The 26,160-nt window shown below is 59.0% G+C and carries 21 protein-coding genes; 13 read left to right on the plus strand and 8 right to left on the minus strand.

Annotated elements, in window-relative coordinates:
- The first annotated feature begins 6 nt into the window (after positions 1 to 6).
- From EH206_RS01835 to malQ, 3 genes are read left to right on the plus strand one after another with little or no spacing between them, the layout of a single operon-like run.
- Complete coding sequence (locus EH206_RS01835) at positions 7 to 765, plus strand: DeoR/GlpR family transcriptional regulator (protein ID WP_009111129.1); 759 nt, start codon at positions 7 to 9, stop codon at positions 763 to 765.
- 45 nt (positions 766 to 810) lie between these two features.
- On the plus strand, positions 811 to 3,258 hold the full coding sequence (gene malP, locus EH206_RS01840; protein WP_009111130.1) for a maltodextrin phosphorylase: 2,448 nt from the start codon (positions 811 to 813) through the stop codon (positions 3,256 to 3,258).
- Positions 3,259 to 3,269: 11 nt separating this feature from the next.
- Positions 3,270 to 5,381 carry a 4-alpha-glucanotransferase gene (gene malQ, locus EH206_RS01845; RefSeq protein WP_009111131.1) on the plus strand — a complete coding sequence of 704 codons (2,112 nt, stop codon included), beginning with the start codon at positions 3,270 to 3,272 and terminating at the stop codon, positions 5,379 to 5,381.
- Between the two features lie 21 nt (positions 5,382 to 5,402).
- Here the strand turns inward: malQ and nfuA are convergent, their stop codons facing one another.
- On the minus strand, positions 5,403 to 5,978 hold the full coding sequence (gene nfuA, locus EH206_RS01850) for a Fe-S biogenesis protein NfuA (protein ID WP_009111132.1): 576 nt from the start codon (positions 5,976 to 5,978) through the stop codon (positions 5,403 to 5,405).
- 59 nt (positions 5,979 to 6,037) lie between these two features.
- Entirely contained in the window at positions 6,038 to 6,739 is a 702-nt protein-coding gene (gene gntX, locus EH206_RS01855; protein ID WP_009111133.1) for a DNA utilization protein GntX, read from the minus strand.
- A 40-nt stretch (positions 6,740 to 6,779) separates the two neighbouring features.
- Between gntX and bioH the strand changes: the two genes are divergently transcribed.
- The 6 genes from bioH to EH206_RS01885 all read left to right on the plus strand — a co-directional run bounded on the left by bioH (position 6,780) and on the right by EH206_RS01885 (position 12,640).
- Positions 6,780 to 7,559 carry a pimeloyl-ACP methyl ester esterase BioH gene (gene bioH / locus EH206_RS01860; RefSeq protein WP_009111134.1) on the plus strand — a complete coding sequence of 260 codons (780 nt, stop codon included), beginning with the start codon at positions 6,780 to 6,782 and terminating at the stop codon, positions 7,557 to 7,559.
- 101 nt (positions 7,560 to 7,660) lie between these two features.
- On the plus strand, positions 7,661 to 9,406 hold the full coding sequence (locus EH206_RS01865) for an alkaline phosphatase (protein ID WP_009111135.1): 1,746 nt from the start codon (positions 7,661 to 7,663) through the stop codon (positions 9,404 to 9,406).
- 180 nt (positions 9,407 to 9,586) lie between these two features.
- Entirely contained in the window at positions 9,587 to 10,039 is a 453-nt protein-coding gene (locus tag EH206_RS01870; protein WP_050815586.1) for a hypothetical protein, read from the plus strand.
- Positions 10,040 to 10,048: 9 nt separating this feature from the next.
- A complete protein-coding gene (locus EH206_RS01875; RefSeq protein ID WP_009111137.1) occupies positions 10,049 to 10,738 on the plus strand; it encodes an ABC transporter ATP-binding protein in 690 nt (229 codons plus the stop codon).
- A complete protein-coding gene (locus EH206_RS01880; protein ID WP_040343604.1) occupies positions 10,738 to 12,066 on the plus strand; it encodes an FtsX-like permease family protein in 1,329 nt (442 codons plus the stop codon). The genes EH206_RS01875 and EH206_RS01880 overlap by 1 nt, the downstream gene beginning before the upstream one ends.
- A 154-nt stretch (positions 12,067 to 12,220) precedes the next feature.
- Positions 12,221 to 12,640, plus strand: coding sequence for an endonuclease domain-containing protein (locus EH206_RS01885; RefSeq protein WP_009111139.1), 420 nt, complete (start codon positions 12,221 to 12,223; stop codon positions 12,638 to 12,640).
- A 107-nt stretch (positions 12,641 to 12,747) separates the two neighbouring features.
- On the opposite strand, the gene EH206_RS01890 is transcribed toward EH206_RS01885, so the two are convergent.
- Complete coding sequence (locus EH206_RS01890; protein ID WP_009111140.1) at positions 12,748 to 15,075, minus strand: Tex family protein; 2,328 nt, start codon at positions 15,073 to 15,075, stop codon at positions 12,748 to 12,750.
- A gap of 301 nt (positions 15,076 to 15,376) precedes the next feature.
- Here EH206_RS01890 and EH206_RS01895 point away from each other — a divergent pair, with 301 nt between their 5' ends.
- Positions 15,377 to 16,660: a citrate synthase gene (locus tag EH206_RS01895; RefSeq protein ID WP_009111141.1), complete on the plus strand. Its 1,284-nt coding sequence runs from the start codon at positions 15,377 to 15,379 to the stop codon at positions 16,658 to 16,660.
- Positions 16,661 to 16,753: 93 nt separating this feature from the next.
- Here EH206_RS01895 and poxB read toward each other — a convergent pair whose 3' ends face one another.
- The 5 genes from poxB to olsF all read right to left on the minus strand — a co-directional run bounded on the left by poxB (position 16,754) and on the right by olsF (position 23,025).
- Positions 16,754 to 18,475, minus strand: a complete 1,722-nt coding sequence (gene poxB, locus EH206_RS01900; protein ID WP_009111142.1) for a ubiquinone-dependent pyruvate dehydrogenase — start codon at positions 18,473 to 18,475, stop codon at positions 16,754 to 16,756.
- Between the two features lie 168 nt (positions 18,476 to 18,643).
- Complete coding sequence (locus EH206_RS01905; protein WP_009111143.1) at positions 18,644 to 19,303, minus strand: methionine ABC transporter permease; 660 nt, start codon at positions 19,301 to 19,303, stop codon at positions 18,644 to 18,646.
- A 2-nt stretch (positions 19,304 to 19,305) separates the two neighbouring features.
- On the minus strand, positions 19,306 to 20,316 hold the full coding sequence (locus EH206_RS01910) for a methionine ABC transporter ATP-binding protein (RefSeq protein ID WP_009111144.1): 1,011 nt from the start codon (positions 20,314 to 20,316) through the stop codon (positions 19,306 to 19,308).
- A 29-nt stretch (positions 20,317 to 20,345) separates the two neighbouring features.
- A complete protein-coding gene (locus EH206_RS01915) occupies positions 20,346 to 21,161 on the minus strand; it encodes a MetQ/NlpA family ABC transporter substrate-binding protein (protein ID WP_009111145.1) in 816 nt (271 codons plus the stop codon).
- Positions 21,162 to 21,312: 151 nt separating this feature from the next.
- A complete protein-coding gene (gene olsF, locus EH206_RS01920) occupies positions 21,313 to 23,025 on the minus strand; it encodes a bifunctional ornithine lipid synthase OlsF (RefSeq protein ID WP_009111146.1) in 1,713 nt (570 codons plus the stop codon).
- A gap of 143 nt (positions 23,026 to 23,168) precedes the next feature.
- On the opposite strand from olsF, the gene greB reads away from it, so the two are divergent.
- From greB to envZ, 3 genes are all read left to right on the plus strand, one after another.
- Positions 23,169 to 23,648 (plus strand): transcription elongation factor GreB, encoded by a 480-nt coding sequence (gene greB, locus EH206_RS01925; protein ID WP_040343608.1) that lies wholly within the window; start codon positions 23,169 to 23,171, stop codon positions 23,646 to 23,648.
- A 267-nt stretch (positions 23,649 to 23,915) separates the two neighbouring features.
- Positions 23,916 to 24,635, plus strand: a complete 720-nt coding sequence (gene ompR, locus EH206_RS01930) for an osmolarity response regulator transcription factor OmpR (protein WP_005969424.1) — start codon at positions 23,916 to 23,918, stop codon at positions 24,633 to 24,635.
- Positions 24,632 to 25,993, plus strand: coding sequence for a two-component system sensor histidine kinase EnvZ (envZ, locus tag EH206_RS01935; protein WP_009111148.1), 1,362 nt, complete (start codon positions 24,632 to 24,634; stop codon positions 25,991 to 25,993). The genes ompR and envZ overlap by 4 nt, the downstream gene beginning before the upstream one ends.
- Positions 25,994 to 26,160 lie beyond the last annotated feature (167 nt).

Consider the following 26,160-nt stretch of genomic DNA (forward strand, 5'->3'; position numbering starts at 1 on the left):
ATTAACGTGAAGCAAACACAACGGCATGAGGGCATCATTGAACTGGTGCGTCGTCAGGGGTATGTCAGTACCGAAGAGCTGGTGGAACATTTTGCGGTGAGTCCGCAAACCATTCGCCGGGATCTGAACGAGTTGGCGGAACAGAATAAAATCCATCGCCATCATGGCGGCGCGGCCTTGCCTTCAAGTTCGGTTAATACCGCTTATAATGACCGTAAAATGATGTGGTCGGAAGAGAAAGCCCGCATCGCCCGCAAGGTCGCCAGCCAGATCCCGGATGGCGCGACGCTGTTTATCGATATAGGCACCACACCCGAAGCCGTCGCCCATGCGCTGATGCAGCACAAAAATCTGCGCGTGGTGACCAATAACCTGAATGTGGCGACGCTGCTGACGGCCAAGGAGGATTTTCGCTTGATCCTCGCCGGCGGGGAAGTGCGTAGCCGCGACGGCGGCATTATGGGCGAGGCGACCCTGGATTTTATTTCTCAGTTTCGTCTGGATTTCGGTATTTTGGGTATCAGCGGCATTGACATGGACGGTTCATTGCTGGAGTTTGACTACCATGAAGTACGAACCAAGCGGGCAATCATTGAAAATTCCCGTTGTGTCATGCTGGTGACGGATCATTCTAAATTTGGTCGCAATGCCATGGTAAACCTGGGCAATATGGATTTGATCGATTATCTTTTTACCGATCAACTACCACCACCCAGCGTGCTGAAAATCATTGAACAATATAAGGTGCAGTTGGAGTTGTGCTGATCCAGGCGTGCCTTTTTCCGTGATGGACTAGAGGGGATAGGCGCCATGCCATTGTTTCCGTTTAACCGAGTGTTTTCATCTGCGTTTAACCCATCACAGTTCGCCGCGGCGTTGCTGCGCCAGCGGCAATATTACGGCGTCGCTTCCCTAAGCCGGATGACGCCGGCGCAACGCTGGCGCGCCGTCAGCGCCGCACTGGCCGAACAGCTGGCCGCGTCCTGCCCTTTTCCCGCGCCGCCGGACGACGCCGGAGCCCGGCCGGCGGCGCGCCACGTCAATTACCTGTCGATGGAGTTTTTACCCGGCCGTCTTACCGGCAATAATCTGTTGAATCTGGGGTGGTATGACGCCGCGGCCGAGGTGTTGGCGCAGCAGCAGATTAACCTGAGCGACGTGCTGGAGCAGGAAACCGACCCCGCTTTAGGCAATGGCGGACTGGGGCGGCTGGCATCCTGTTTTCTCGACTCCATGGCCACCGTGGGGCAGCCGGCGATCGGCTACGGCCTCAACTATCAGTATGGCCTGTTCCGCCAGCATTTCGCCCAGGGACGGCAGCAGGAGACGCCGGACGACTGGCGGCGCGACGGCTATCCGTGGTTTTTCCCGCGTCCTGAACTGGCGGTGGACGTCGGCTTCGGCGGCGAATTGCAGCGGCAGGATGACGGCGGCGAATTGTGGCGGCCCGACTTTTTCTTCCGGGGCGAAGCCTGCGATCTGCCGGTTATCGGCTACCGCAACGGCCAAACCCAGCCGCTGCGCCTGTGGCGGGCGTGCCATCGCCGGCCGTTTGACCTGACGCTGTTCAACGCCGGGCGCTATCTTAAGGCGGAACAGGCCGGCGTGACGGCGGCCAGCCTGACGAAGGTGTTGTACCCGAACGACGATCATGCGGCGGGTAAACGGCTGCGGCTGATGCAGCAATACTTCCAGTGCGCCTGCTCGGTGGCCGATATTGTGCGCCGGCATTTGCAGGCGGGGCGAAAATTGGCGGAACTGCCCGATTACGAGGTTATCCAGCTTAATGATACCCACCCGACGCTGGCGATCCCGGAACTGATGCGGCTGCTGCTGGACGAACACCGGATGAGCTGGGACGACGCCTGGTCGGTTACGTCGCGCACCTTCGCCTACACCAATCATACCCTGATGCCGGAAGCGCTGGAGCGCTGGGACGAAAGGCTGTTCGGCCGTCTGCTGCCGCGCCATCTCGCCATTATCAAGCAAATAGATGTTCAGTTTAAAGCGCAGGTGGAGCGGCAGTGGCCCGGCGATCGCCGGGTGTGGGCGAAACTGGCGGTGTGTCATCGGCGCCAGGTGCGCATGGCCAACCTGTGCGTGGTGAGCTGCTTTGCGGTAAACGGCGTGGCGGCGCTGCATTCGGAGCTGGTGGTGAAGGATCTGTTCCCGGAGTATCACCAGCTCTGGCCGCACAAATTTCACAACGTCACCAACGGCATTACGCCGCGCCGCTGGCTGAAACAGTGCAATCCGGCGCTGTCGGCGTTGATTGACGACGCACTGCGCGCCGAATGGGTGAACGATCTGCCCGCGCTGCAAGGGCTGGAGCCTTATGCCGATGACGCCGCATTTCGCGAGCGTTACCGGCGGATAAAATATGACAACAAGGTGAAGCTGGCGCAATATCTGCAACATGGCTACGGGGTGACGCTCGACCCCCAGGCGCTGTTCGATGTGCAAATCAAGCGGTTGCATGAATATAAGCGCCAGCACCTGAACCTGTTGCATATCCTTTCTCTTTACCGGCAATTGCGTGATAACCCGCATCTGGATATAGTTCCGCGCGTCTTTCTGTTTGGCGCCAAGGCCGCGCCGGGATATGCGCTGGCAAAAAATATTATTTACGCCATTAACCAGGTAGCGGAAAAAATTAATCGGGACCGCCGCTGCAACGATCGCCTGAAAGTGGTATTTATTCCCGATTACCGCGTCTCGCTGGCGGAACGGATCATTCCCGCCGCCGACGTGTCCGAGCAGATCTCGACGGCCGGCAAAGAAGCCTCCGGTACCGGCAATATGAAGCTGGCGCTGAACGGGGCGCTGACGGTGGGAACCTGGGATGGCGCCAACGTCGAGATGGCGCAACAGGTTGGCGCGGAGAACCTGTTTATTTTCGGCCATACGGTTGAGCAGGTAAAAGCATTACAGGCGCGGGGATATACCCCCGCGGACTACATTGTTGATACCCCTTTGCTAAGTGAAATATTGGATGAACTGGCCAGCGGCGCGTTTAGTCAGGGAGACAGGCAAGCGTTTGCTCCGCTGTTGAACAGCCTGCTGGAAGCGGGCGATCCCTATCTGTTACTGGCTGATTTCAACCCTTATTGTCAGGTGCAGCGGCAGGTGGATGCGCAATATCGTGAACCGGAGGAGTGGACTCGCCGTTGTGTACTGAATACGGCCAGAATGGGGATGTTCAGCTCGGATAGAGCGATTCATGATTACCAGAAGCGCATTTGGCAAGGGCGTCGTTAAGGAAAAGGAAGATGGTATTCAAGGCGGAGAACGCGGCAATCCAGCAGGTGGGTATTGCGGAAAAATATACCGATGCTTATGGCAATGAGCACATTGTCGACGCATCGATCAGGGACAGGTTGCTGGCGATGATGGATGTCTCCGGGAGCGACGGTGCGCCGCTGCCGCCGGTAAAGGTTTTTCTTCAGGGGCGGGATGCCGTTATCGAACTGGCCGGCAACGGGGAATTTCACTGGACGCTGATGTATGAAAATGGCGGACAGGTTCAGGGCCAGGTGACCGGCGCGACCAGTCTGACGCTGCCGGGGGCGCTTCCGCTCGGGTATCATCATCTCACGCTGACGCAGGCCGACCAGCGCTGGAACTGCCGGATTATCGTGGCGCCGCCCCGCTGTTACGAGCCGCAAGCCCTGTCGCAGGGTAAGCGCTGGTGGGGAGTGACCGTCCAACTGTACACACTGCGTTCGCAAAATAACTGGGGCGTGGGGGATTTTGGCGATTTGCGCCAACTGGTGGAACAGATCGCCCGCCGCGGAGGCGCCTTCGTCGGGCTGAATCCGCTGCATTCGCTGTACCCGGCGGAACCTGAGGCGGCGAGCCCGTACAGCCCCTCCTCCCGTCACTGGCTGAACGTCATCTATATTGACGTCAATCGGGTGGATGATTTTCAGCAGAGTTCGCAAGCGCAGCAGTGGTGGCGGCAAGAGGACATGCAACAGCGGGTGGCGGCGCTGCGCGCGGAGCGTTGGGTGGATTATGAAGCGGTCACCGCGCTCAAGCTGAACGCATTACGCATGGCGTTTAACTATTTTACCACCCGCAGCCCGCTGGACCCGCGCATCAGCGCCTTTCGCCAGTTTGTGGTGAACGGCGGGCAAAGTCTGCAGCTACAGGCGACCTTCGACACCTTGCAGGCCTATCTGAAGCGCCAGGGGGAAAACTATGCCGACTGGCTACAGTGGCCGGCCCGCTATCATGATGTTCACGGCGAGACGGTTAAGTCGTTTCGCCATGAATACGCCGATGAGATCAGGTTTTATTGCTGGCTGCAATGGGTGGCTTATGAACAGCTGGCGGAGTGCTTCGCGCACAGCAAGCAGCTTGGTCTGCCTATCGGCCTGTATCGCGATTTAGCCGTGGGCGTGGCGCAGGGGGGGGCTGAAACCTGGGACGAGCGGCAGCTTTACTGCCTGGACGCCTCCGTGGGCGCGCCGCCCGATCCGCTGGGGCCGCAGGGGCAAAACTGGCAGCTATCGCCGATGAACCCCAGGATGCTGCGGCTGCGCGGCTACCAGCCGTTTATCGATGTGCTGCGCAGTAATATGGCGAACTGCGGCGCGCTGCGCATCGACCATGTGATGGCGCTGCTGCGCTTATGGTGGATACCCAAAGCGGAGTCCGCGGTTAACGGCGCCTATGTGCATTACCCGCTGGATGATCTGCTGGCGATACTGGCGCTTGAAAGTCAGCGCCATCGCTGTCTGGTGATCGGCGAGGATTTGGGAACGGTGCCGCCGGAGATCGTCAGTAAGCTGCATGACGGCGGCGTCTATTCCTATAAAGTCTTATTTTTTGAAAAGGACGAGCAGTATCGCTTCCGTTCCCCCGACCGCTATCCGCGACAGGCGATGGCCACCATCACTACCCACGATCTCCCCACGCTGCGCGGTTACTGGCAGGCGATGGATCTGTCGCTGGGCAGGGATTTGGGGCTGTATCCGCATGACGAGCTATTGCAGCAGCAAATTCAATCGCGTGAAAAGGCCAAACAGGGGCTGTTGAATGCGCTGCATCAGCACGGGCTGCTGCCGCAGCGGGTGGGGCGAAATTCCGCCTTGACGACCATGGGGGCGCCGCTTAACCGTGGCGTTCAGCGTTTTATGGCCGACACCGCCAGCGCGCTGGTCGGTTTTCAACTGGAAGACTGGCTGGATATGGCGACTCCGGTCAACGTGCCCGGCACCAGCCGGGAATATCCCAACTGGCGGCGTAAGCTTAGCCGCACGCTGGAGTCGATCTTCGTCGACCGCTATCTTGAACGTTTGATTCGGGATATCGATTTGCGCCGCGGCGTGGCGCTGCCCGCCGTCGCCTGCGGGGAGGATGCCGCGGACGGTAAATGACCCGGCATCATGATGGAAACGCTAATAGTAGGAATGCTCGCCGCGCTGGTGCTCGGTGAGGTCCCTTACGCCTTTCAGCTCGGGGAATTTTTCCAGCAGCTCTTTCTCAATCCCTTCCTTCAGCGTGTAGTCGACCATCGAACAGCCGTTGCAGCCGCCGCCGAATTGCAGGATCGCCAGACCGTCGTCGGTAATTTCCATCAGCGTCACGCGGCCGCCGTGGCCGGCCAACTGCGGATTGATCTGCGATTGCAGCACATACTCCACGCGTTCAATCAGCGGCGCGTCGTCATCCACTTTACGCATCTTGGCGTTGGGCGCTTTCAGCGTAAGCTGGGAGCCCAACTGGTCGGTGACGAAATCGATTTCGGCGTCTTCCAGATAGGGCGCGCTGAGTTCGTCCACATAGGCTGAAATTTTCTCAAACTTCAGTTCGGTATCGCTGGCTTCCACTGCGTCCGGCGGACAATAGGAGACGCCGCACTCGGCGTTCGGCGTGCCGGGATTGATGACGAAAACGCGGATTTGCGTGCCTTCTTCCTGTTTCGCCAGCAATTTTAGAAAGTGTTCCTGAGCAGCGTCAGTAATACGGATCATAATGTTAGACTCAATGTTGACCATGCTTACCGGTTATAATACGCCCATCCCCCCGCGAACTACAAGGTGCGGCACAAACACCATACCTGAACCCCGACCGCCCCCCGATCCAGCAACACCCGGCTGATTTCCGCCGCGGTACTGCCCGTCGTCACCACATCATCCAGCAACGCCACCTGTTTTCCCGTCAATGACAGATCGCAGCGAAAAGCGCCGCGCAGATTTTTACGCCGGGCGCCGGCGCTAAGCCGTTGTTGAATCCGGGTTTGGCGCACGCGCGCAATCGCCCGCGGTTCATAGTCGCAGCGCAGCCAATGGCTCAGGGGGCGGGCCAGCAGTTCGGTCTGGTTGAATCCGCGCGACCAGTGACGCCGTTTATGCAACGGCACGGTGAACAGCTGCTCGGGCCGCGGCAGATAAGGCGCGGCCGGCAGCGCCCGTTCACGGTAGGCCGCCAGCCAGCGTAATAAAATTTGCCGGGCAAGCACCGCGGCCAGCTCCGTTTTACCGTTGAATTTAAACTCTTTTATCAACGTGCTAAGCGGTGGAACATAGTCGCTGACAAAGATGATTGCTTGCCAGGGCGGCGGATTGCGCAGGCAGCGGCCGCATGGCCGCGTGGTATCGGCCGCGGGCAGTCCGCAGCGCGGACAGCAGGCGGGGAGCGGGGGAAAATGGCGCTGGCAGAATGAGCAAATCCCGTGGCGGCTGTGATAAAGCGGCAGCCGGCATAGCCAGCAGCGGGCGGCGATGGTTAACATAGGCGTATCCCCGAAAAATGATAAAACAGGAAGATAACGGATGAAATCGCTGTATTGGCAGACCGAAGGCGCAGGAAAAACAGAACTTGTGTTGCTGCACGGCTGGGGACTGAATGCGCAGGTATGGGATGGCATAGCGCCGCGACTGGCTGCGCATTTTCGCCTGCATCGGGTGGACCTGCCCGGCTACGGCAGAAGCCGGGGATTCGGGGCGCTGTCGCTGGAGGAGATGGCGGCAACGGTGCTGGCGCAGGCGCCGGAGCGCGCCATCTGGCTGGGCTGGTCGCTGGGCGGGCTGCTCGCCAGTCAGATAGCGTTAAGCGCGCCGCAGCGGGTGAGCGGCTTGATCACCGTGGCCTCATCCCCCTGCTTTGGCGCCAAAGAGGCGTGGCCGGGGATTAAGCCGGAGGTGTTGCACGGCTTTCAGCAACAGCTCAGCGAGGATTTTCAGCGCACCGTCGAACGTTTTCTGGCGCTGCAAACGCTGGGCACGGAGCGCGCGCGCCAGGACGCCCGGTTGCTGAAACGCGTGGTGCTGGAACAGCCCATGCCCTCCGTCGAGGCGCTGAACGGCGGGCTGGAGATTCTGCGCCGGACGGATTTGCGCCAGCCGCTGGCGTCGCTGGCGCTGCCGTTTCTGCGCCTGTACGGCACGCTGGACGGACTGGTGCCGCGCCGGGTGGCGGGATTGCTGGATAGCCTGTGGCCGAACAGCGCTTCCGTGGTTATCCCCAAAGCCGCCCATGCGCCGTTTATTTCCCATCCTGACGCGGTGGCGGAACGGCTGTTGGCCTTTAGCCGGCGGCCGGAGGTGATATGAGGGCATGTAAACGGATGTCAGCAAGGATATCCATGTTCATCAAACTGTAAAAAAAGACCATTAGGTTATGTCCTGTTAATTTCGCAATCTAGGACATCTCGATGAAAGCTCGTTGGTTACTGCCTTTACTGTTTGCCGCCGCACTGCCGGGGATCGCCCAGGCGCAGGCTATTTATCCCATCGACCGCGCCACCATTCTTACCGGCGGGAAGTTCGATTTTAAAGTCGAGTTTGATGAGGTGCTCAAGCCGGAAGACATTCGTATCCTGATCAACGGCAAAGATTATCAGCAGGTGCTGGGAAAATCGGCCGCCTTTGTCGAACGTGAAGACGGCGAAAACGTCTCCGCCGTGTGGGTGCGGGATGTCAGCCTGCCGGAAGCGGGCAAATACGTGGTGGAAGCGCGCGCCAAAGGAAAAACCTCCGCGGTAACCTGGGACGTTTACCCGACGTCCGCTGAGCGTAAAGCCAAAAACGTGATCCTGTTTATCGGCGACGGCCTGTCGGTGGCCCACCGTACCGGCGCCCGCATTCTGTCTAAAGGCGTGACCGAAGGGAAAGCCGACGGCCGCCTGGCGATTGACGATCTGCAATATATGGCGTTCGCCGGGACTTCCAGTACCGACTCCATCGCCGCGGACAGCGCCAATACCATGAGCGCCTACATGACCGGCCATAAATCCGGCGTAAATGCGCTGGGCGTGTACGTCAGCCGCAGTAAGAACTCCCTGGAGCATCCGAAACAGGAAACGCTGGGCGAGCTGATTACCCGTTCGACCAAGATGTCCGTCGGCGTGGTCAGCGATGCTGAAATTGAAGATGCGACGCCGGCGGCGGTGGTATCCCACACCCGCCGTCGCGCGGATAAAGCGGAAATCGTCGAGATGTTTTACCAGGTCCAGCCCAGCGTGATCCTGGGGGGCGGTTCGGCCTATTTCCTGCCCAAGAGTACGCCCGGCTCAAAACGCAAAGACGAAAACAACTATATTGAAAAATTCCAGCAGGCGGGCTACCAGTTGGCGACCGACGCCGACGCCCTGAAGCAGAACGCGGCGCAGGCCACCAAGCTGCTGGGGCTGTTCCATACCGGCAATATGGACGGCGTGCTGGATCGCCGTTTCCTGAAAAACGACGTGGCGAAAAAATTCCCCAATCAGCCGGATCTGACCGAGATGACCCAGGCGGCGCTGGACGTGCTGTCTAAAAACCAGGACGGTTTCTTCCTGATGGTGGAGTCCGCGCTGATCGACAAAGCCTCGCATCCGCTGGATTGGGAACGATCCTTCTATAACACCATCATGCTGGATCAGTCGGTGGCGCTGGCGCAGAAGTTTGCCGAGAAAAACCCGGATACGCTGATTATCGTGACCGGCGACCATACCCACGGCATCTCCATTATCGGCACGGTGGATGACGAAAAACCGGGCGACGATATGCGCGAAAAGGTCGGCGTGTATGAAGACGCGGGCTATCCGAACTATCAGGACGCCAATAAGGACGGTTACCCGGACGACGTAAATGTATCCAAACGTCTGGCGGTCTTCTTCAACAACTTCCCTGACTACTACGAAACCTTCCGTCCGAAACTGGATGGCACCTTTGTGCCGGCCGTCAAGAACGAGAAAGATGAGTATGTGGCGAACAAAGCCTATGAAAAAACGCCGGGTGCGGTGTTCCGCGAGGGCATCCTGCCGCGCTCTTCCGACACCGGCGTGCATGCGGTGGACGATATGGTGATTCAGGCCAGCGGTCCGGGGGCGGAACGGATCCGCGGTTATATGGAAAACACCGAGCTGTTCCGGGTGATTGTCGATGCCCTGGCGATAAAACCGCAGGACAAGAAGTAATTGAGCGGTATGAACGAGTCCAATGGCAATCCGGCGGGGGCAACCCCGCCAGCGTTTAATGCTATGCATGACCCTCTCCCGGCCTCCCCCTTCGCAGGGGGAGGAGCCGCAACGCGCCCTCCCCTGCGAAGGGGAGGGACGGGGTGGGGTAACAACCTGAGGGTTTGTTATCAAGCGGGAGTGGGGGCAACCCCGCTATTTATCTGGCTGAAAGTCATCGTGCTGATCGCGCTGTTGGCGCCGTCGGCACATGTGAAAGCCGCGCCGCCCGAACTCTCCTTCGACAGGCTGTATGCGTCTTATGGCGTATTGGGGCTGGAATTCTCCGACGAGGTTAAAACGTTATCCGGCAAGCGGGTAACGATGCGCGGCTTTATGGCGCCCCCCCTGAAGGCTGAATCGCAGTTCTTCGTGTTAACCAAAATGCCGATGGCGCTGTGCCCGTTCTGTTCCTCCGACGCCGACTGGCCGGAAGACATTGTGGTGGTCTATCTGGCCAAGAGGCAAACCTTCGTGCAGAACAACGCCATGATTGAGGTGGAGGGCGTGCTGGAGCACGGTTCGTGGACCGATGCGCAAACCGGTTTCGTCAGCCTGCTGCGGCTGCGTGAAGCGACGTTCGATACCCTGTAAGGAGGGGTGATGGCGGAGTTACTGATTCAAGACCTGAGCGTCACCTTTCCCGATACGCCGGATGCCGTGCTGGATATTCCGGCGTTGCGTATTGCGGCGGGGGAGCGGGTGGCGGTGATGGGGCCGTCCGGCTCGGGCAAAACCACGCTGGTGAATGCCATTACCGGCATGGATAACAGCGGTACGGGCAGCGTGATCTGGGCGCGGCAGGATATCCGCCGGCTGAATGAAGCGGGACGCGATCGCTGGCGGGCCGGACACGTGGGGCTGGTGATGCAGGATTTTCATCTGTTTCCCGGTATGAGCGCGCTGGAAAACGTCTTGCTGCCGGCGCGTTTTCATTACTTGCGCCTGCCCGCCGCGTTAAAGCGGCGAGCGGCCGATCTGCTGACGCAGGTCGAGCTGGATACCGGCACGCGCCCGGTTGAGGTGCTGTCGCGCGGCGAAAAACAGCGGGTGGCGGTCGCCAGAGCGCTGCTGAGCGCGCCGAAAATTATCGTCGCCGATGAACCGACGGCCAGTCTGGATGCGCGCAGCGGCGAGCACATCGCCGATCTGCTGGCGACGCTGGCGCGCAACAACGGCGCCACGCTGGTGGCCATCACTCACGATCGCCATCTGGCGGCGCGCATGACCCGTTGTCTGCAATTGGAAAAAGGGCGGCTGATCGCCGACCGCGCCCAACCGGAGGCGGCATGATGATCCCATGGCGGCTGATTTGGGTTGACTGGCGCCGCTTATGGCCGGGCATCCTGGTCGTGGTGTCGCTGATCGCGACCGCCACGGCGTTGAGTATTTCCGTCAGCCTCCAGGAAAGAGCGCTGCGCATGGGGAGCGCGCAGGCGGCGGATCGCTTTGATCTGGTGATCGGCGCGCCGGGCAGCGAAACGCAGCTGGTGCTCTCTTCCGTTTTCCTGCAACCCTCGGCGCTGACGCTGATCCCCGCGCAGGTACTGGACGACCTGGCGAAAAATCCGCTGGTGGCCTGGGCGGCGCCGGTGGCGTTTGGCGACTTCTATCAGGGGATGCCGATTGTCGGCACCACGGCGCCGCTGGTGACCGATAACGGCAAGCGGCGGCTGACGGCCGGGCGGGTATTTAACGATGGTTACGAAGCGGTGGTGGGCGAGCACAGCGGTTTGGCGCTGGGGGACAAATTCAGTCCCGTGCACGGGCAGATCGGCACCGAGGGCGCGCATGCGCACGACGGGGTGACTTACACCGTGGTGGGGATTTTGCCCGCCGACGGCAGCGCCTGGGACAAGGCGATTCTGGTGCCGGTGAACGCGGTCTGGCGGGTACACGGCATTCAGCCGCCGGGCGACGCCGGGCATGACCATCACGAGGATGAAGAGCCTCAGGGCGCGCATAAGCACCATGATGACGATCGTCACGGCGATGAGCGCCATGCGGACGAACGCCATAACCACGACGAAGGGCATCACGCAGAGGAGCACGAGCGCGACGCGCGGCAGGAACATGCTCATCCGGCGGGGGTGCCGGCCATTGTGGTCAAGCCCAAGAGTATCGCCGGGGCTTATCAGCTGCGTTCGCTGTATCGCAGCAACCAGACTCAGGCGGTGTTTCCCGGCGAAGTGCTGGTAAAACTCTATTCTATTCTGGGGGATATCCGCGAGCTGCTGGTTTACCTCTCCGTGGGAACCCAGGCGCTGGTCGGCGTGGCGGTGGCGATGGTGGCGGTGATTCATCTGCGGCAGCGGCAAAAACAGATTGGCGCGCTGCGGGCGTTCGGCGCGCCGCGTTACGGTATTTTCGCGCTGATCTGGTGCGGGCTGATGTCGCTGGTGAGCGCCGGGGTGCTGCTGGGGACGGGCATCGGCTATGCCGCCGCCCGGGCCATTGCGGTGATCATGAGCGAGAAGAGCGGTTTTATCCTGCCGGTGACGCTGGAATGGGAAGATATAAGGTTCGTCTTGCTCTTGCTGCTGGTCGCCGCCGGAGTACTGACCCTTCCCGCCATGCTGGCTTATCGCCGGTCGCCCGCCGCGGCGCTGCGGGGGGCGTGATGGCCTGGAATCTGCTTTGGCAATAAAGTGTCGGACTTGAGCAAGTCAGAATAACTAATGCGTAGTGCTCTGCATCTTTGTTCCGTCATTATCGTTTTTAGCCGCTCGCTGTCCCATGATTGGCGGCATGTAATAATCATGGGGCGCAGAGATCGTGAGAAACGGAATTGTTGCGATCGTTGGGTCCCTGGATATTCCGTGGGGCGAGGTGAAAATTTTTAATCGGCGTGAGCGAACCGGACTAAGGCGTGAACTGCGTCAAAATCCTACCGAACCTGAACGCCGGCTGTGGGAGAAAATTCGGCATCGTCAGTTAGGCGTGAAATTCCGCAGACAGCATGGCATTGGTATTTATATTGTCGATTTTTATTGTGCCGAGTGCCATTTGGTCATTGAAGTCGACGGCGACAGCCATTTTTCGGCGCAAGGCAGCGCGCATGATTGTTTACGGGATGACTATATACGTTCTCTGGGTTTAAGCGTGTTGAGAATATCCAATACCGACATTATGAAAAATATTGATGGCGTATTGATGTTGATTAGCAGCGGGCTGGCGTCTGCCAAACGGAAGTGAATATCTTTTGCCGCACGACCCCCTCCCGACCTCCCCCTTCGCAGGGGGAGGAGAAAACCTGCTCCCTCCCCTGACAAGGAGAGGGTTGGGGTGGGGTCGGCACAGGATCAACGCTTTTTAAACGCCGCGGCCAGCGCGTCGCTCATGGCGCTGTTGCCTGCCGCCTGCGCGTTGGCCGGGCGGGGGCGGGATTTGCCGGCCGGCCGGTTGGCCGGGGCGCTGGCGTCGCGCGTTCCGGCGCCGCGGCGCGCGGCGGTTTCCCCCGGCTGTTCGTCCAGCCGCATGGTCAGCGCGATGCGCTTGCGTTGCAGGTCGACCTCCATCACTTTGACTTTTACGATATCCCCGGCTTTCACCACCTTATGCGGGTCATCGACAAAGCGCTCGGCGAGGGCGGAGATATGCACCAGCCCGTCCTGGTGGACGCCGATATCCACAAAGGCGCCGAAGTTGGTGACGTTGGTGACCGCGCCTTCCAGGATCATGCCCGGCAGCAGATCGTTCATGGTTTCCACGCCGTCGGCGAAGCTGGCGGTTTTGAACTCCGGCCGCGGATCGCGCCCCGGCTTCTCCAGCTCTTTGATGATGTCGGTGACGGTGGGCACGCCGAAACGCGCGTCGGTAAAGTCGGCGGGCTTCAGGTTGCGCAGCGCCTCGGGGTTGCCCATCAGGTTCTGAATGGCCTGTTCGGTGGCGGCAAGAATACGTTCCACCACGGGATAGGCTTCCGGGTGAACCGTCGAGGCGTCCAGCGGGTTATCCCCGTGATTGATACGCAGAAAACCGGCGCACTGCTCGAAGGCTTTCGGTCCCAGGCGGCTGACTTTCAGCAGCTGTTCCCGGCTGCGGAAACGGCCGTTTTCGTCGCGCCAGGCCACCACATTCTGCGCCATCATCCGCGTTAGGCCCGCCACGCGGGTCAGCAGGGCGACGGAGGCGGTATTCAGATCGACGCCGACGGCGTTGACGCAGTCTTCCACCACCGCATCCAGCTTTTTCGCCAGCAGACTCTGGCTGACGTCGTGCTGATACTGGCCGACGCCGATGGATTTCGGATCGATTTTCACCAGCTCCGCCAGCGGGTCCTGCAAGCGGCGGGCGATGGACACCGCGCCGCGCAGCGACACGTCGAGATCGGGGAATTCCTGCGCCGCCAGCTCCGAGGCCGAATACACCGAGGCCCCCGCTTCGCTGACGATCACCTTCTGCGCTTTGACGTCCGGGAACTGTTTTTGGGTATCAAGGAAGAAGCGTTCGGTCTCCCGCGAGGCGGTGCCGTTGCCGATGGCCACCAGCTCCACCTGATGCTTGATGCACAGCGCGGCGACGATAGCCGCGGCTTTGGTCGCCTGGCCGGTATGCGGATAAATGGTATCGGTGGCCACCAGTTTGCCGGTGGCGTCCACCACCGCCACTTTCACCCCGGTGCGCAAGCCGGGGTCCAGTCCCATAGTGGCGCGCATGCCCGCCGGCGCCGCCATCAGCAGGTCGTGCATATTGCGGGCGAAGACGTTGATCGCTTCATCTTCCGCTTTTTCGCGCACGCTGCCCATCAGCTCGGTTTCCAGGTGCAGCAGCACCTTGATGCGCCAGGTCCAGTTAATCACCGCCCGCCGCCAGCCGTCCGCCGGCGCATTGCCCAGCCGCAGGTTCAGATGGTCGATAATAATCTGCTCGCAGTAGCTTTCACGCGGCGCTTCCTCAAACTGCGGATCGGCGTTGAGCGCCAACTGCAATATCCCTTCGTTGCGGCCGCGGAACATGGCCAGCGCCCGGTGGGAAGGCACTTGGGCAATCGGCTCATGATGGTCGAAATAGTCGCGAAACTTCGCCCCTTGCTCCTCTTTCCCTTCCACCACGCGGGAAACCAGGTGGGCGTTCTTCCACAGATAGTGACGCACTTTCGCCAGCAGCGCCGCGTCCTCCGCAAAGCGCTCCATCAGAATATAGCGCGCGCCGTCCAGCGCCGCTTTCACGTCCGCCACGCCTTTGTCGGCGTCGACGTAAGCCTGCGCCGTCCGTTCCGGCTCCTGGGTCGGATCCCGCCACAGGCTCTCCGCCAGCGGTTCGAGGCCGGCCTCGATGGCGATCTGGCCGCGGGTGCGCCGCTTGGGCTTGTACGGCAGATAGAGATCTTCCAGTTCGGTCTTGCTCAGCGTGCCGTTAATGGCAGCGGCGAGCTGATCGGTCAGTTTTCCCTGTTCGTCGATGGATTTCAGAATAGTCCGGCGCCGATCGTCCAGTTCGCGCAGGTAACTCAGACGGGTTTCCAACTGACGCAGCTGCGTATCATCCAGCCCGCCGGTCACTTCCTTGCGGTATCGGGCGATAAAAGGGACGGTGTTGCCTTCGTCCAGCAGGCGGACGGCTGCGTCCACTTGCTCCGTACGCGCCTGCAGTTCGCCGGCGATAATCTGGCTTAATGAATCATTCATAGGTCTGATATCGATAGTCATCAATTAATGGGTTAAACAACTGGAGGACAGTTATACGGTTTGATAACAAAAAATGCCAGCCGTACCCGTCGCGGGAAGAGGGCTATCGCCGCGGCGGCATGGTAAAAAAACGGTTACCGGGGTAGGGTAAACTTTATCTGCATCAATTTTAGATAAGATTGTGATCACCGCGCGGCGTTTTTAGCGTATTAAATAAGCATGGGGAAGTTGTTCGGCGACGGCGGGCGACCATAGCCATAAAATAGCCACCACCAGTAGCAATTGGGTCAGGAGAGCATCAATGACAGTAAGAAAGGCCGCCCTTGTGCGCGACGGGCAGGAAGATATCACGCTGGATATTCGTTCGGGGCTGATGGGAAAGGATGCGCTGGATATCCGCCCGTTTGGCGCGCAGGAACTATACAGCTACGATCCCGGCTTTGCCAATACGGCGGGTTGCGAATCGGCGATTACCTACATTGACGCCGCCAACAGCGTGCTGTTGCACCGCGGTTTTCCCGTCGAGCAACTGGCGGATAAATGCGATTTTACCGAAGTCTGCTTTATTCTTCTGTACGGCGAGGCGCCCTCCAGGGACGAATACGCCAGCTTCGCCAATACCATCACCCGCCATACCCTGGTGCATGAGCAGATCGGCCGGATGTTCAGCGGCTTTCGGCGCGACGCCCATCCCATGGCGCTGATGTGTGCGGTCGTCGGGGCGCTGGCGGCGTTCTACCATGACGTGCTGGATATTGATAACGCCGAACACCGTGAGCTGGCCGCGGTCCGGCTGCTGTCGAAAATGCCGACGCTGGCGGCGATGTGTTACAAATATTCGGTTGAACAGCCCGCGGTTTACCCGCGCAATGCGCTTTCCTATACCGGTAATTTCCTGCATATGCTGTTTGCGGTGCCGGCGGAAAAATATGAAGTGAATCCGGTGCTGGAAAGGGCGATGAACCGGATTCTGATTCTGCACGCCGACCACGGCCAGTGCCCCTCCACCATGGCGGTCCGGGCTTCCGGTTCGTCCGGCGCCAATCCCTTCGCCTGCATCGCAGCGGGGCTGTCCTCGATGTGGGGGCCGTTGCACGGGGGCGCCAACGAAGCCTGTATGCGTATGCTGGAAGAGATCAAAACGGTCGATCGCATTCCCGCATTTTTACAGCGCGCCAAGGATAAGCGCAGTTCGCTGCGGCTGATGGGGTTCGGTAATTCGATCTATCACCATTTCGATCCGCGCGCCGCCATCCTGCGCAAAACCTGCCATGAAGTGCTCAGCGAACTGGGAATGGAAGACAGCCTGCTGCAGGTCGCCGTCGAGCTGGAGCATATCGCCATTACCGATCCCTATTTCCTGGAGCATAAACTGTATCCCAGCGCCGATTTCTACACCGCGGTGATCCTGAAAGCGATGGGGCTGCCGTCATCCATGTTTACGGTGATCTCCGCGGTCGGCCGCACCGTAGGCTGGATTGCGCACTGGAATGAAATGCATGGGCAGGAGCTCAGGATCTATCGTCCGCGTCAGGTTTACACCGGGAAGCCTCGCCGGGACTATGTGTCCCGGCAGGATAAATAACGCCGGGAAGCCTGGTTGACGCCCTGAGCGGCCGATTTATACCGTGAATCAGGCGGCCGCTTTGCCGCCGGGGCGAGCGGCGCCGAGGCGGTGTTAACGCAGCCAGTTGGTTTTCGCCAGCTCAATCACTTCATCGCCGCGTCCGTTGATAATGGCGCGCAGCATGTAAAGGCTAAAGCCCTTTGCCTGATCCAGTTTGATCTGCGGCGGCATCGCCAGCTCTTCGGTGGCGGTGATGACGTCGAGCAGCACCGGGCCGTCGAAGGCAAAGGCCTCTTCCAACGCGGCGTTCAGCTCAGAGGCTTTTTCCACCCGGATGCCTTTCACGCCGCAGGCGTTGGCAATCGCCGCAAAGTCAGGATTTTTCAACTCGGTGCCGTCCGTCAGATAGCCGCCGGCCTTCATCTCCATGGCGACAAAGCCCAGCACGCTGTTGTTAAACACCACGATTTTCACCGGCAGCTTAAGTTGGGCGACCGACAGGAAATCGCCCATCAGCATGCTGAACCCGCCGTCGCCGCTCAGCGAAATAACCTGGCGCCGGCGATCGATCGCCTGCGCTCCCAGCGCCTGCGGCATGGCGTTGGCCATTGAACCGTGGCTGAACGAGCCGATCAGGCGGCGTTTGCCGTTCATTTGCAGATAGCGTGCGGCCCATACGGTCGGCGTTCCCACGTCGCAGGTAAAGATCGCATCCTCGCTGGCGTAGCGGCTGATCTGCTGCGCCAGATACTGCGGGTGGATCGCCTGTTTATCGTTGGCGGTCGCCAGATCGTCGAGCCCTTTACGCGCGTCGGCGTAGTGCTCTAACGCCTTGTCGAGGAATTTGCGGTCGGTTTTTACCCCTAGCTGCGGCAGCAGCGCGGTCAGCGTGGATTTGATATCCCCCATCAGCGCCATATCCACATGGCAGTGCGAACCGAGGCTGCCGGGGTTGATATCGATCTGCACGATAGCGGCGTCGGCCGGGTAGAAGGCGCGGTAAGGGAACTGCGTGCCCAGCAGCACCAGCGTATCGGCGTTCATCATTGCGTGGTAGCCGGATGAGAAGCCGATCAGGCCGGTCATGCCGACGCTGTACGGGTTGTCATATTCAATATGCTCTTTGCCGCGCAGCGCGTGGACCACCGGCGCTTTCAGCGCGGCGGCCAGTTGCACCACTTCATCATGGGCGCCCGCACAGCCGCTGCCGCACATCAGCGTAATGTTTTTGGCTTTATTCAGCAGCTCGGCCAGCTTGCGCATCTCGCTTTCGTTGGGCTGAACCAGGGGATGCTGCGGCGGATACCAGTCCGCCGTCGCCTCTTCCGGCGCGGGTTGTAGCGCGATATCGCCGGGCAGTACCACCACGGAAACGCCGCGATTGAGAATCGCCTTGCGCATGGCGATGCCCAGCACCTGGGGGAGCTGTTGCGGATTGGAAACCAGCTCGCAGTAGTGGCTGCATTCGCGAAACAGTTCCTGCGGATGGGTTTCCTGGAAGTAGTTGCTGCCGATTTCACTGGAAGGAATATGCGCGGCGATGGCGAGCACCGGAACGTGATTGCGATGGCAATCAAACAGGCCGTTAATCAAATGCAGGTTTCCGGGGCCGCAGGAGCCGGCGCAAACCGCCAGCTCGCCGCTGATTTGCGCCTCGGCGCCGGCGGCAAACGCCGCCACCTCTTCATGACGCGTCGGCATCCATTCGATGGTGCCCATACGGTTCAGGCTATCGCTCAACCCGTTCAGCGAATCGCCGGTTACGCCCCAAATGCGTTTTACGCCGGCGCTTTCCAGGGTTTTTGCTACTAAAGCGGCCACGGACTGTTTCATACTTTTTCGCCTTTTGCTGAATGACTATGTTCCCGATTGCGAATCATTCTCCTCAAAAAAGCATACACCCATTACGCCGCATGAGACGGCCAGGGGCGCGGTAAAATTGTGAACTAATGTTGTTACGGGCGGGATGCCGGTCAGACTCGATGTGATAAGACTCGTCGGCTATTCGCGGCGGATCCGGCGGGCGATATGGTTTCCCAGCGATTGCAACAGCTGTACCAGCGCGATCAGCACCAGCGCGGTGGCGACGGTGGCGAAGGTGTCGAAACGTTGATAGCCGTAGGTGATCGCCAGATCGCCGATCCCGCCGCCGCCCACGGTGCCGGCCATGGCCGTCGCGCCAATCAGGCCGATGGTGGCGGTGGTCAGGGCTAAAATCAGCGACGACAGCGCCTCGGGCAGCATAAAGTGCCAGATGGTCTGCAACGGCGTGGCGCCCATCGCCTTGGCCGCTTCGATAATGCCTTCGTCCACCTCCAGCAGCGAGTTTTCCACCAGGCGGGAGATATACGGGGCAATAAAGACAATCAGCGGCACGATGGCCCCCGGCGTACCTATGGTGGTGTTCACGATCAGCCGGGTCAGCGGCAGGATGGCGATCAGCAGGATAATGAACGGCAGCGAGCGGATAATATTCACCAGCGGGTTCAGTATGCGGTACAGCGCGGCGCTTTGCAGCAGCCCGCCGGGGCGGGTGACAACCAGCAGAATGCCGAGCGGGATGCCGAACAGCGAACCGAGCGCTAGGGAGACGCTGACCATGATCAGCGTATCGTGCAGGGCGAGAAGGAATTGATCGGCGGTTATGGCGGTTTCAAACATGGCTACGGCTCCTGAATAATCACGCCGGCGGCGGCAAAATAAGCCATGGTTTGGGCTATCTGCGCATCATCGCCGTTTAACAGCACCATCATAAAGCCGAGCGTGGTGTCCTGAACTTCGGACATGCTGGCAAACAGAATAGTGATCTCCACATCGTATTTTTTGATGGCGTTACAGATCACCGGCCGGCTGGCCGAAAGCCCGACAAATTCAAGACGCAGCAGCTTGCCGCTTTCCGCGTGCAGGGTTTGCGCCAGGCTGTCCGGCAGACGATCCTGAATTACCGTGCGGACAAAATTGACCGTGGCGGGGTGGGCGGGACGGCCGAATACCTCAATCACCGCACCCTGTTCAATCACCCGGCCTTGCTCCATCACCGCGACTTTGTTGCAGATTTTTTGGATCACCGACATTTCATGGGTGATCAGCACCACCGTAATGTTGTATTCGCGGTTAATGCGTTTTAACAACAGCAGGATCTGAATGGTGGTTTGCGGATCCAGCGCCGACGTGGCCTCGTCGCACAGCAGAATCGACGGGTTCATCGCCAGCGCGCGTGCGATGCCGACGCGCTGTTTCTGACCGCCGGACAGCTCGTTCGGATAGCTGCGGGCGCGATCGCCCAGACCGACGTAGTCCAGCAGCTCGGCAACCCGCTGGCGGATATATGTCTTACTCTTGCCCGCCAGCACCAGCGGCATCGCCACGTTGTGAAATACGGTTTTCGACCTCAGCAAACTGAAGTGCTGGAAGATCATGCCGATATCCCTTTTCAGGGTGCCTAACTGACGCTGACGCAGGGTATTCAGCGACACGTCGTTAATCAGCACCTCGCCCGCGGTGGGCGTTTCCAGTCCGTTGATCATGCGCAGCAGGGTGCTTTTCCCCGCGCCGCTATAGCCGATAATGCCGAAAATATCCCCTTTTTCTATCCGTAAATGAATATTCTGCAACGCGGTTACGCCGCTGCCGTTGCGCTGAAAAGTTTTACTTACGTTTCTCAGCTCAATCATTATTGTTACTCATCCGTTTCCGCTGCCGGTTATTTAAAATAATCAGGCAACAGATAACCTTCATACTGCGGATGGCTTTGGATATAGTTTTTAAATTCCGCCGAGTGATAACCGGCGATAATATCCTTGGCAAACTGCGCGTCTTTATTTTTCCCGGCGACGGTGACGACATTAATAAAGCCCTGGGTCGGATTCTCCAACTGCAGGGCGGAATTAAGCTTGAGTCCGCTTGAAACGGCGAAATTCCCCTGAATGGCGCCGTAGTCGACGTCCGGCAATGCCCGCACCTGTTGGGCATTATCCAGCTCTTTTAATACGATCTTGTAGGGGTTCTCGATAATATGCTTCTGCGAAAATGTCGCCGGCTCGGCATTGTCCGCAATTTTTATCCAGCCTAAATCCTGCAGCAGCAGCGCCGCCCGATATTCGTTGGAGGGCTGGTTGGGAACGGAGATAATCGTGCCGGGCCGCGGTTTGTCTGCATGTTTATGCTTTTGCGAATAGAGGCCCATAGGCGGCGTCGGCACCTGTACAATCCCGACATTATTAATTCCCAATCGCACATTGACCGACTCAAGGTATACCGGATGCTGCATAACGTTGGCGTCGATATCACCGGTATTGACGGCGTGATTAACCTGAATGCCGTCGCTGAAATCAACGTATTCGATGTTATATCCTTTTTGCTGCAGATAAGGCGCGACGCCCTCGGCGAACTGCTCTTTATAAGGACCGGGGTTAAAGCCCAGCTTCAGCGTTTTTTTATCGCCTTCCGCCCCGTGTGCGCTAAGGGTGCTCATCAATGCCACGGCGGAAAAAAAGCCGGTGAAAAGGCGCCATTTCATGTTAATTTCCTTATGAAGTAACCAGATAACAACTATCGCGGTAATAACGGTTTTGCTGATTCAAACACGCGGAAATTTAATGGCAAACCATGAATTTGGCGTTTGCTTATCTATTTTTTAGCATTGCCGGCGGCGCGGCAAAGGGGCTTGATTATCGTTCCGCTGCAATAAACGGCGCAATATAACGCTGATGGCGGGAAGGCTTTAGCTGCTGCAGATCCACCAAAACCAACCCGTCGACACAGTTGTTGAAATCGGGATCGATGCCGAAGTCGATAAACTGTACGCCCCCGGGTTCGCAGATCTCCGAATATTGTTTATACAGCGTGGGGATGGCGCACCCCATATTGCCGAGCATGCTTTTCAGCAGGGTCAGATCCCGCTGGTAATCGGTGCCTGAAAACTGTTGCAGCACGCCGGGCAGGGAAGCCGGATAAGGACGCCGCGAGCGGGCCAGCGGCTGGCGGGGAGCGAAATGCAGCCGGTAAAAGGCCACCAGCAAATCTCGCGCCGTGGGCGGCAAACTGCCGGACAGCGATACCGGGCCGAACAGGTAGCGGCATTGCGGGTAGCGCGCCAGATAGGCGCCGATGCCCAGCCAGAGATAGTCCAGCCCGCGTTTGCCCCAGTATTTGGGCTGGATAAAACTGCGCCCCAGTTCCAGACCGGAGGCCAGTATCGGATTCATTTCTTCGCCGTAATGGAACAGGCTGTGGCTGTACAGGCCGTTTTTGCCTTTTTCCTCTATCTGCCGGGCGGTGGGAATAAAACGATAGGCGCCGACAATCTCCAGATCGCTCTCGTCCCACAGAATAAGATGCAGGTAATCGTCGTCGTAGCCGTCCAGATCGCGTCGCTGGCCCGAACCTTCTCCCACCGCGCGGAAGGCGATTTCCCGCAAGCGTCCCAGTTCGCGCAGGATCGGCGCGTAATCTTCCTCGCCGCGTCGATACAGGTAGACTGTCTTACCATCCGGCGTGGCGCCCAGCGTTTCGCAGGCGGCCAGCGCGTGTTTCAGCAACGCGCGGTCTTCGCCCAGCGCAATCGGCTTCTCGGCGGGAAAACAGCCGGGTTTGCCCTGTCCCAGGCGGTAAACATGGCGTCTGAAGCGGGCTGCCAGATCGTCGGCGCTCCACTCTCCCTGACTCCAGGAGGCATAGGGAATGCGGGCGCCGATGCGGATTTTAAGCGAATGATCCCGCTGGCGAAACATTTCCCTGACCAGCAGCAGGGTGGAGAGCGGGCGGTACATCAGCGAGGAAAGATAAAACAGACCGCTGTTGCGTCCGCTGATATGTATCGGTACCACCGGCGACCGGGCTTTGCCCGCCATACGGATAAAACCGTTGTGCCAGTGGCCGTCGCGTATGCCCTGCAGGCTGATGCGGGACACTTCGCCCGCCGGAAAGACAATGATGGCGCCTTCGTTTGCCAGATGTTGCTGGATAGCGGCGATGTGTCGGCGTTTGGTGCGGTTATTAAAGTTATCGACCGCAAAGAACAGGTTTTTGAGCGGCTCGACGTAAGACAGCAACTGGCTGGCGACGATGCGCACATCCGGCCTGACGCCGGCCACCGTGCGCAACAAGGCGAGGCCGTCCAGCGAGCCGATCGGGTGATTGGCGACCAGCACCACCGGCCCCTGGCTGGGGATATTTTCCACGTCGCCCTCGACCATTTCGCTGCTGAAGTTAAAGTAATCGAGGATTTGCTCCACCAGATCCAAGCCTTTTAAATAGGGGTAGCGTTGAGAAAATTGCTGAATTTTGTTTTCGAATAGCAGGGCGCGTAATAAGGTACGCTGCCAGGCCGGAGTGTGGCGATGAGGGGCAAGATCTTGCAATATGGCGTCTAAGCTAAACATAAACCGTTCTCCATAGCTCTATCGAGGCTCAAAGTACGGGATGGAAATGACACATTTATGTCCGTTGCCAGATTATTAATCAGAATTATAAAATTGCGTAATAAAGAGTCAGCCAACGGTGGATGCCGGGCGAGGTTACAGACGTGAAAACCAACCTGATAACCCGGGAGGGTTACAACAAACTGCGTGAAGAGCACGACCATCTGTGGAACGTGAAGCGGCCGGAGATAACGAAAATCGTCTCCTGGGCGGCCAGCCTGGGCGATCGCTCCGAGAACGCGGACTACACTTACAACAAACGTTTGCTGCGCCAGATCGATCGCCGTTTGCGCTACCTGCGAAAATGCCTGACGGAGCTGAAGATCGTCGATTATTCGCCGCAGCAGGACGGCAAGGTGTTTTTCGGCGCCTGGGTGGAGATCGAAAACCAGGAGGGCGAGGTAAAGCGTTTGCGCATTGTCGGACCGGATGAAATCTACGGCGAGAATAAAGAGTATATCTCGATCGACTCCCCCATGGCGCGAGCGCTGCTGAAGAAGGAAACCGACGACGAGTTTACCGTCAATACCCCGCACGGCCCGCGCGAGTGGTTTATCAATACCATCGAATATGTAAAACCGTAACGCGGCGAGCGCGCCGCCGGGCTTTCACCACTTATCCAATTGTTTAAAGAATGAAGTCTGTGACTTTTTATTGGCTAACGGGTCTTTATAATCCACTACAAGGCGCGGATTTTGCCGCCGGCGGATAAAGGAAATGGTTGATTAAACGTGTTTTAATATGCTTTGTAACAATTTTGCCTGGAATGTACACCAGAAACGGCTGTCAGTAATTCGTATGTTTCTGAACAATAGCGGCATCGGCGGCGATCACGCCTTTGGAGAAAGAGAATGCAAGAGAATTATAAAATTCTGGTTGTGGATGACGACATGCGTTTGCGCGCGCTGCTGGAGCGCTATCTGACCGAGCAGGGTTTTCAGGTACGCAGCGTCGCCAATGCTGAACAGATGGATCGTCTGCTGACCCGCGAGTCTTTTCACCTGATGGTGCTGGATCTGATGTTGCCGGGGGAGGACGGTCTGTCTATCTGCCGCCGTTTACGCAGCCAGAGCAACCCGATGCCGATCATCATGGTGACGGCGAAAGGGGAAGAGGTTGACCGTATCGTCGGTTTGGAAATCGGCGCCGACGACTATATTCCCAAGCCGTTCAACCCCCGCGAGCTGCTGGCCCGCATTCGCGCGGTGCTGCGTCGTCAGGCCAATGAGTTGCCGGGGGCGCCGTCGCAGGAAGAGGCGATTATCGCGTTTGGCAAATTCAAACTGAATCTGGGCACGCGCGAAATGTTTCGCGATGACGAACCGATGCCGTTAACCAGCGGCGAGTTTGCGGTGCTTAAAGCGCTGGTCAGCCATCCGCGCGAGCCGTTGTCGCGCGACAAACTGATGAATCTGGCGCGCGGCCGCGAATACAGCGCCATGGAGCGCTCCATCGACGTGCAGATTTCCCGTTTACGGCGCATGGTGGAAGAAGATCCGGCGCATCCGCGCTATATCCAAACGGTTTGGGGCCTGGGCTACGTCTTTGTACCGGACGGCAGTAAGGCATGATCCGCTGGCGCTTTTCTCCACGCAGCTCGTTCGCCCGAACGCTGCTGCTGATTGTCACGCTATTGTTCGTCAGCCTGGTCACCACCTATCTGGTGGTGCTCAACTTCGCTATTTTACCGAGTCTGCAGCAGTTCAATAAGGTGCTGGCCTACGAGGTAAGAATGCTGATGACCGACAGCCTGCAACTGGAGGATGGCTCCACGCTTGAAGTGCCGCCGGCGTTCCGGCGCGAGATTTACCGCGAGCTGGGTATCTCGTTATATACCAATGAGGCGGCGGAGGAGAGCGGCCTGCGCTGGGCCCAGCACTATAAATTTCTCAGCCAGCAGATGGCGCAGCAGCTGGGCGGCCCGACGGATGTGCGGGTCGAGGTGAGCAAGAATACCCCGGTGGTATGGCTGAAAACCTGGCTGTCGCCGGATATCTGGGTGCGGGTGCCGCTAACCGAGATCCATCAGGGGGATTTTTCTCCGCTGTTTCGCTACACCTTGGCGATCATGCTGCTGGTGATCGGCGGCGCCTGGCTGTTTATCCGGGTGCAGAATCGCCCGTTGGTTGAACTGGAACATGCCGCTTTGCAGGTGGGGAAGGGGATTATTCCGCCGCCGCTGCGCGAGTACGGCGCTTCGGAGGTGCGCTCCGTCACCCGGGCGTTCAACCAGATGGCGTCCGGCGTGAAGCTGCTGGCTGACGATCGTACCCTGCTGATGGCGGGAGTCAGCCACGATCTGCGTACTCCGCTGACGCGCATTCGCCTGGCGACGGAAATGATGAGCAAGGAAGATGACTATCTGGCGGAGTCGATCAATAAGGATATTGAAGAGTGCAACGCGATTATCGAACAGTTTATCGACTACCTGCGCACCGGGCAGGAAATGCAGACGGAAGCGGCCGACCTGAACGCCATTATGGGCGAAGTGGTGGCGGCGGAAACCGGCTATGAGCGCCAGATCGACAGCAATTTCGCCAGCGGCGAACTGCTGGTGCGCGTCAGCCCGTTATCCATCAAGCGCGCGGCGCTGAATCTGGTGGTGAACGCCGCCCGCTACGGCAACGGCTGGATAAAAGTCAGTACCGGGCGCGAACTGCAGCGCGCCTGGTTTCAGGTGGAGGATGACGGCAGCGGCATTGAACCGGCGCTGCTGAAGCACCTTTTCCAGCCTTTTGTACGCGGCGACAGCGCGCGCAGCACCAGCGGCACCGGTCTCGGCCTGGCGATCGTCCAGCGCATTATCGACGCCCATGACGGGGTGCTGGATGTGGGCGTCAGCGAGCGCGGCGGGCTGTGCGTGCGGGCCTATCTGCCGCTACCGTTCGATATCGCCGCGCCCGAAAGCGGGGCGGCGAAAGAGAGTTAAAAGGCGTCTCTTCCGTCGTTCCCGCCAACAACTTCCGTCATCCCCTCCGACAAATTCCGTCGTCCCCGCGGCAGTAGGCGGGGATCTGCTTTTACCGGCGACCCGGCGTTGCGTAAGATCCCCGCTTTCGCGGGGAGGACGGTGGTGGTAAGAGGTGTGCGCTATCC

Origin of the sequence: Brenneria nigrifluens DSM 30175 = ATCC 13028 (assembly GCF_005484965.1) — a bacterium.
GTDB lineage: Bacteria > Pseudomonadota > Gammaproteobacteria > Enterobacterales > Enterobacteriaceae > Brenneria > Brenneria nigrifluens.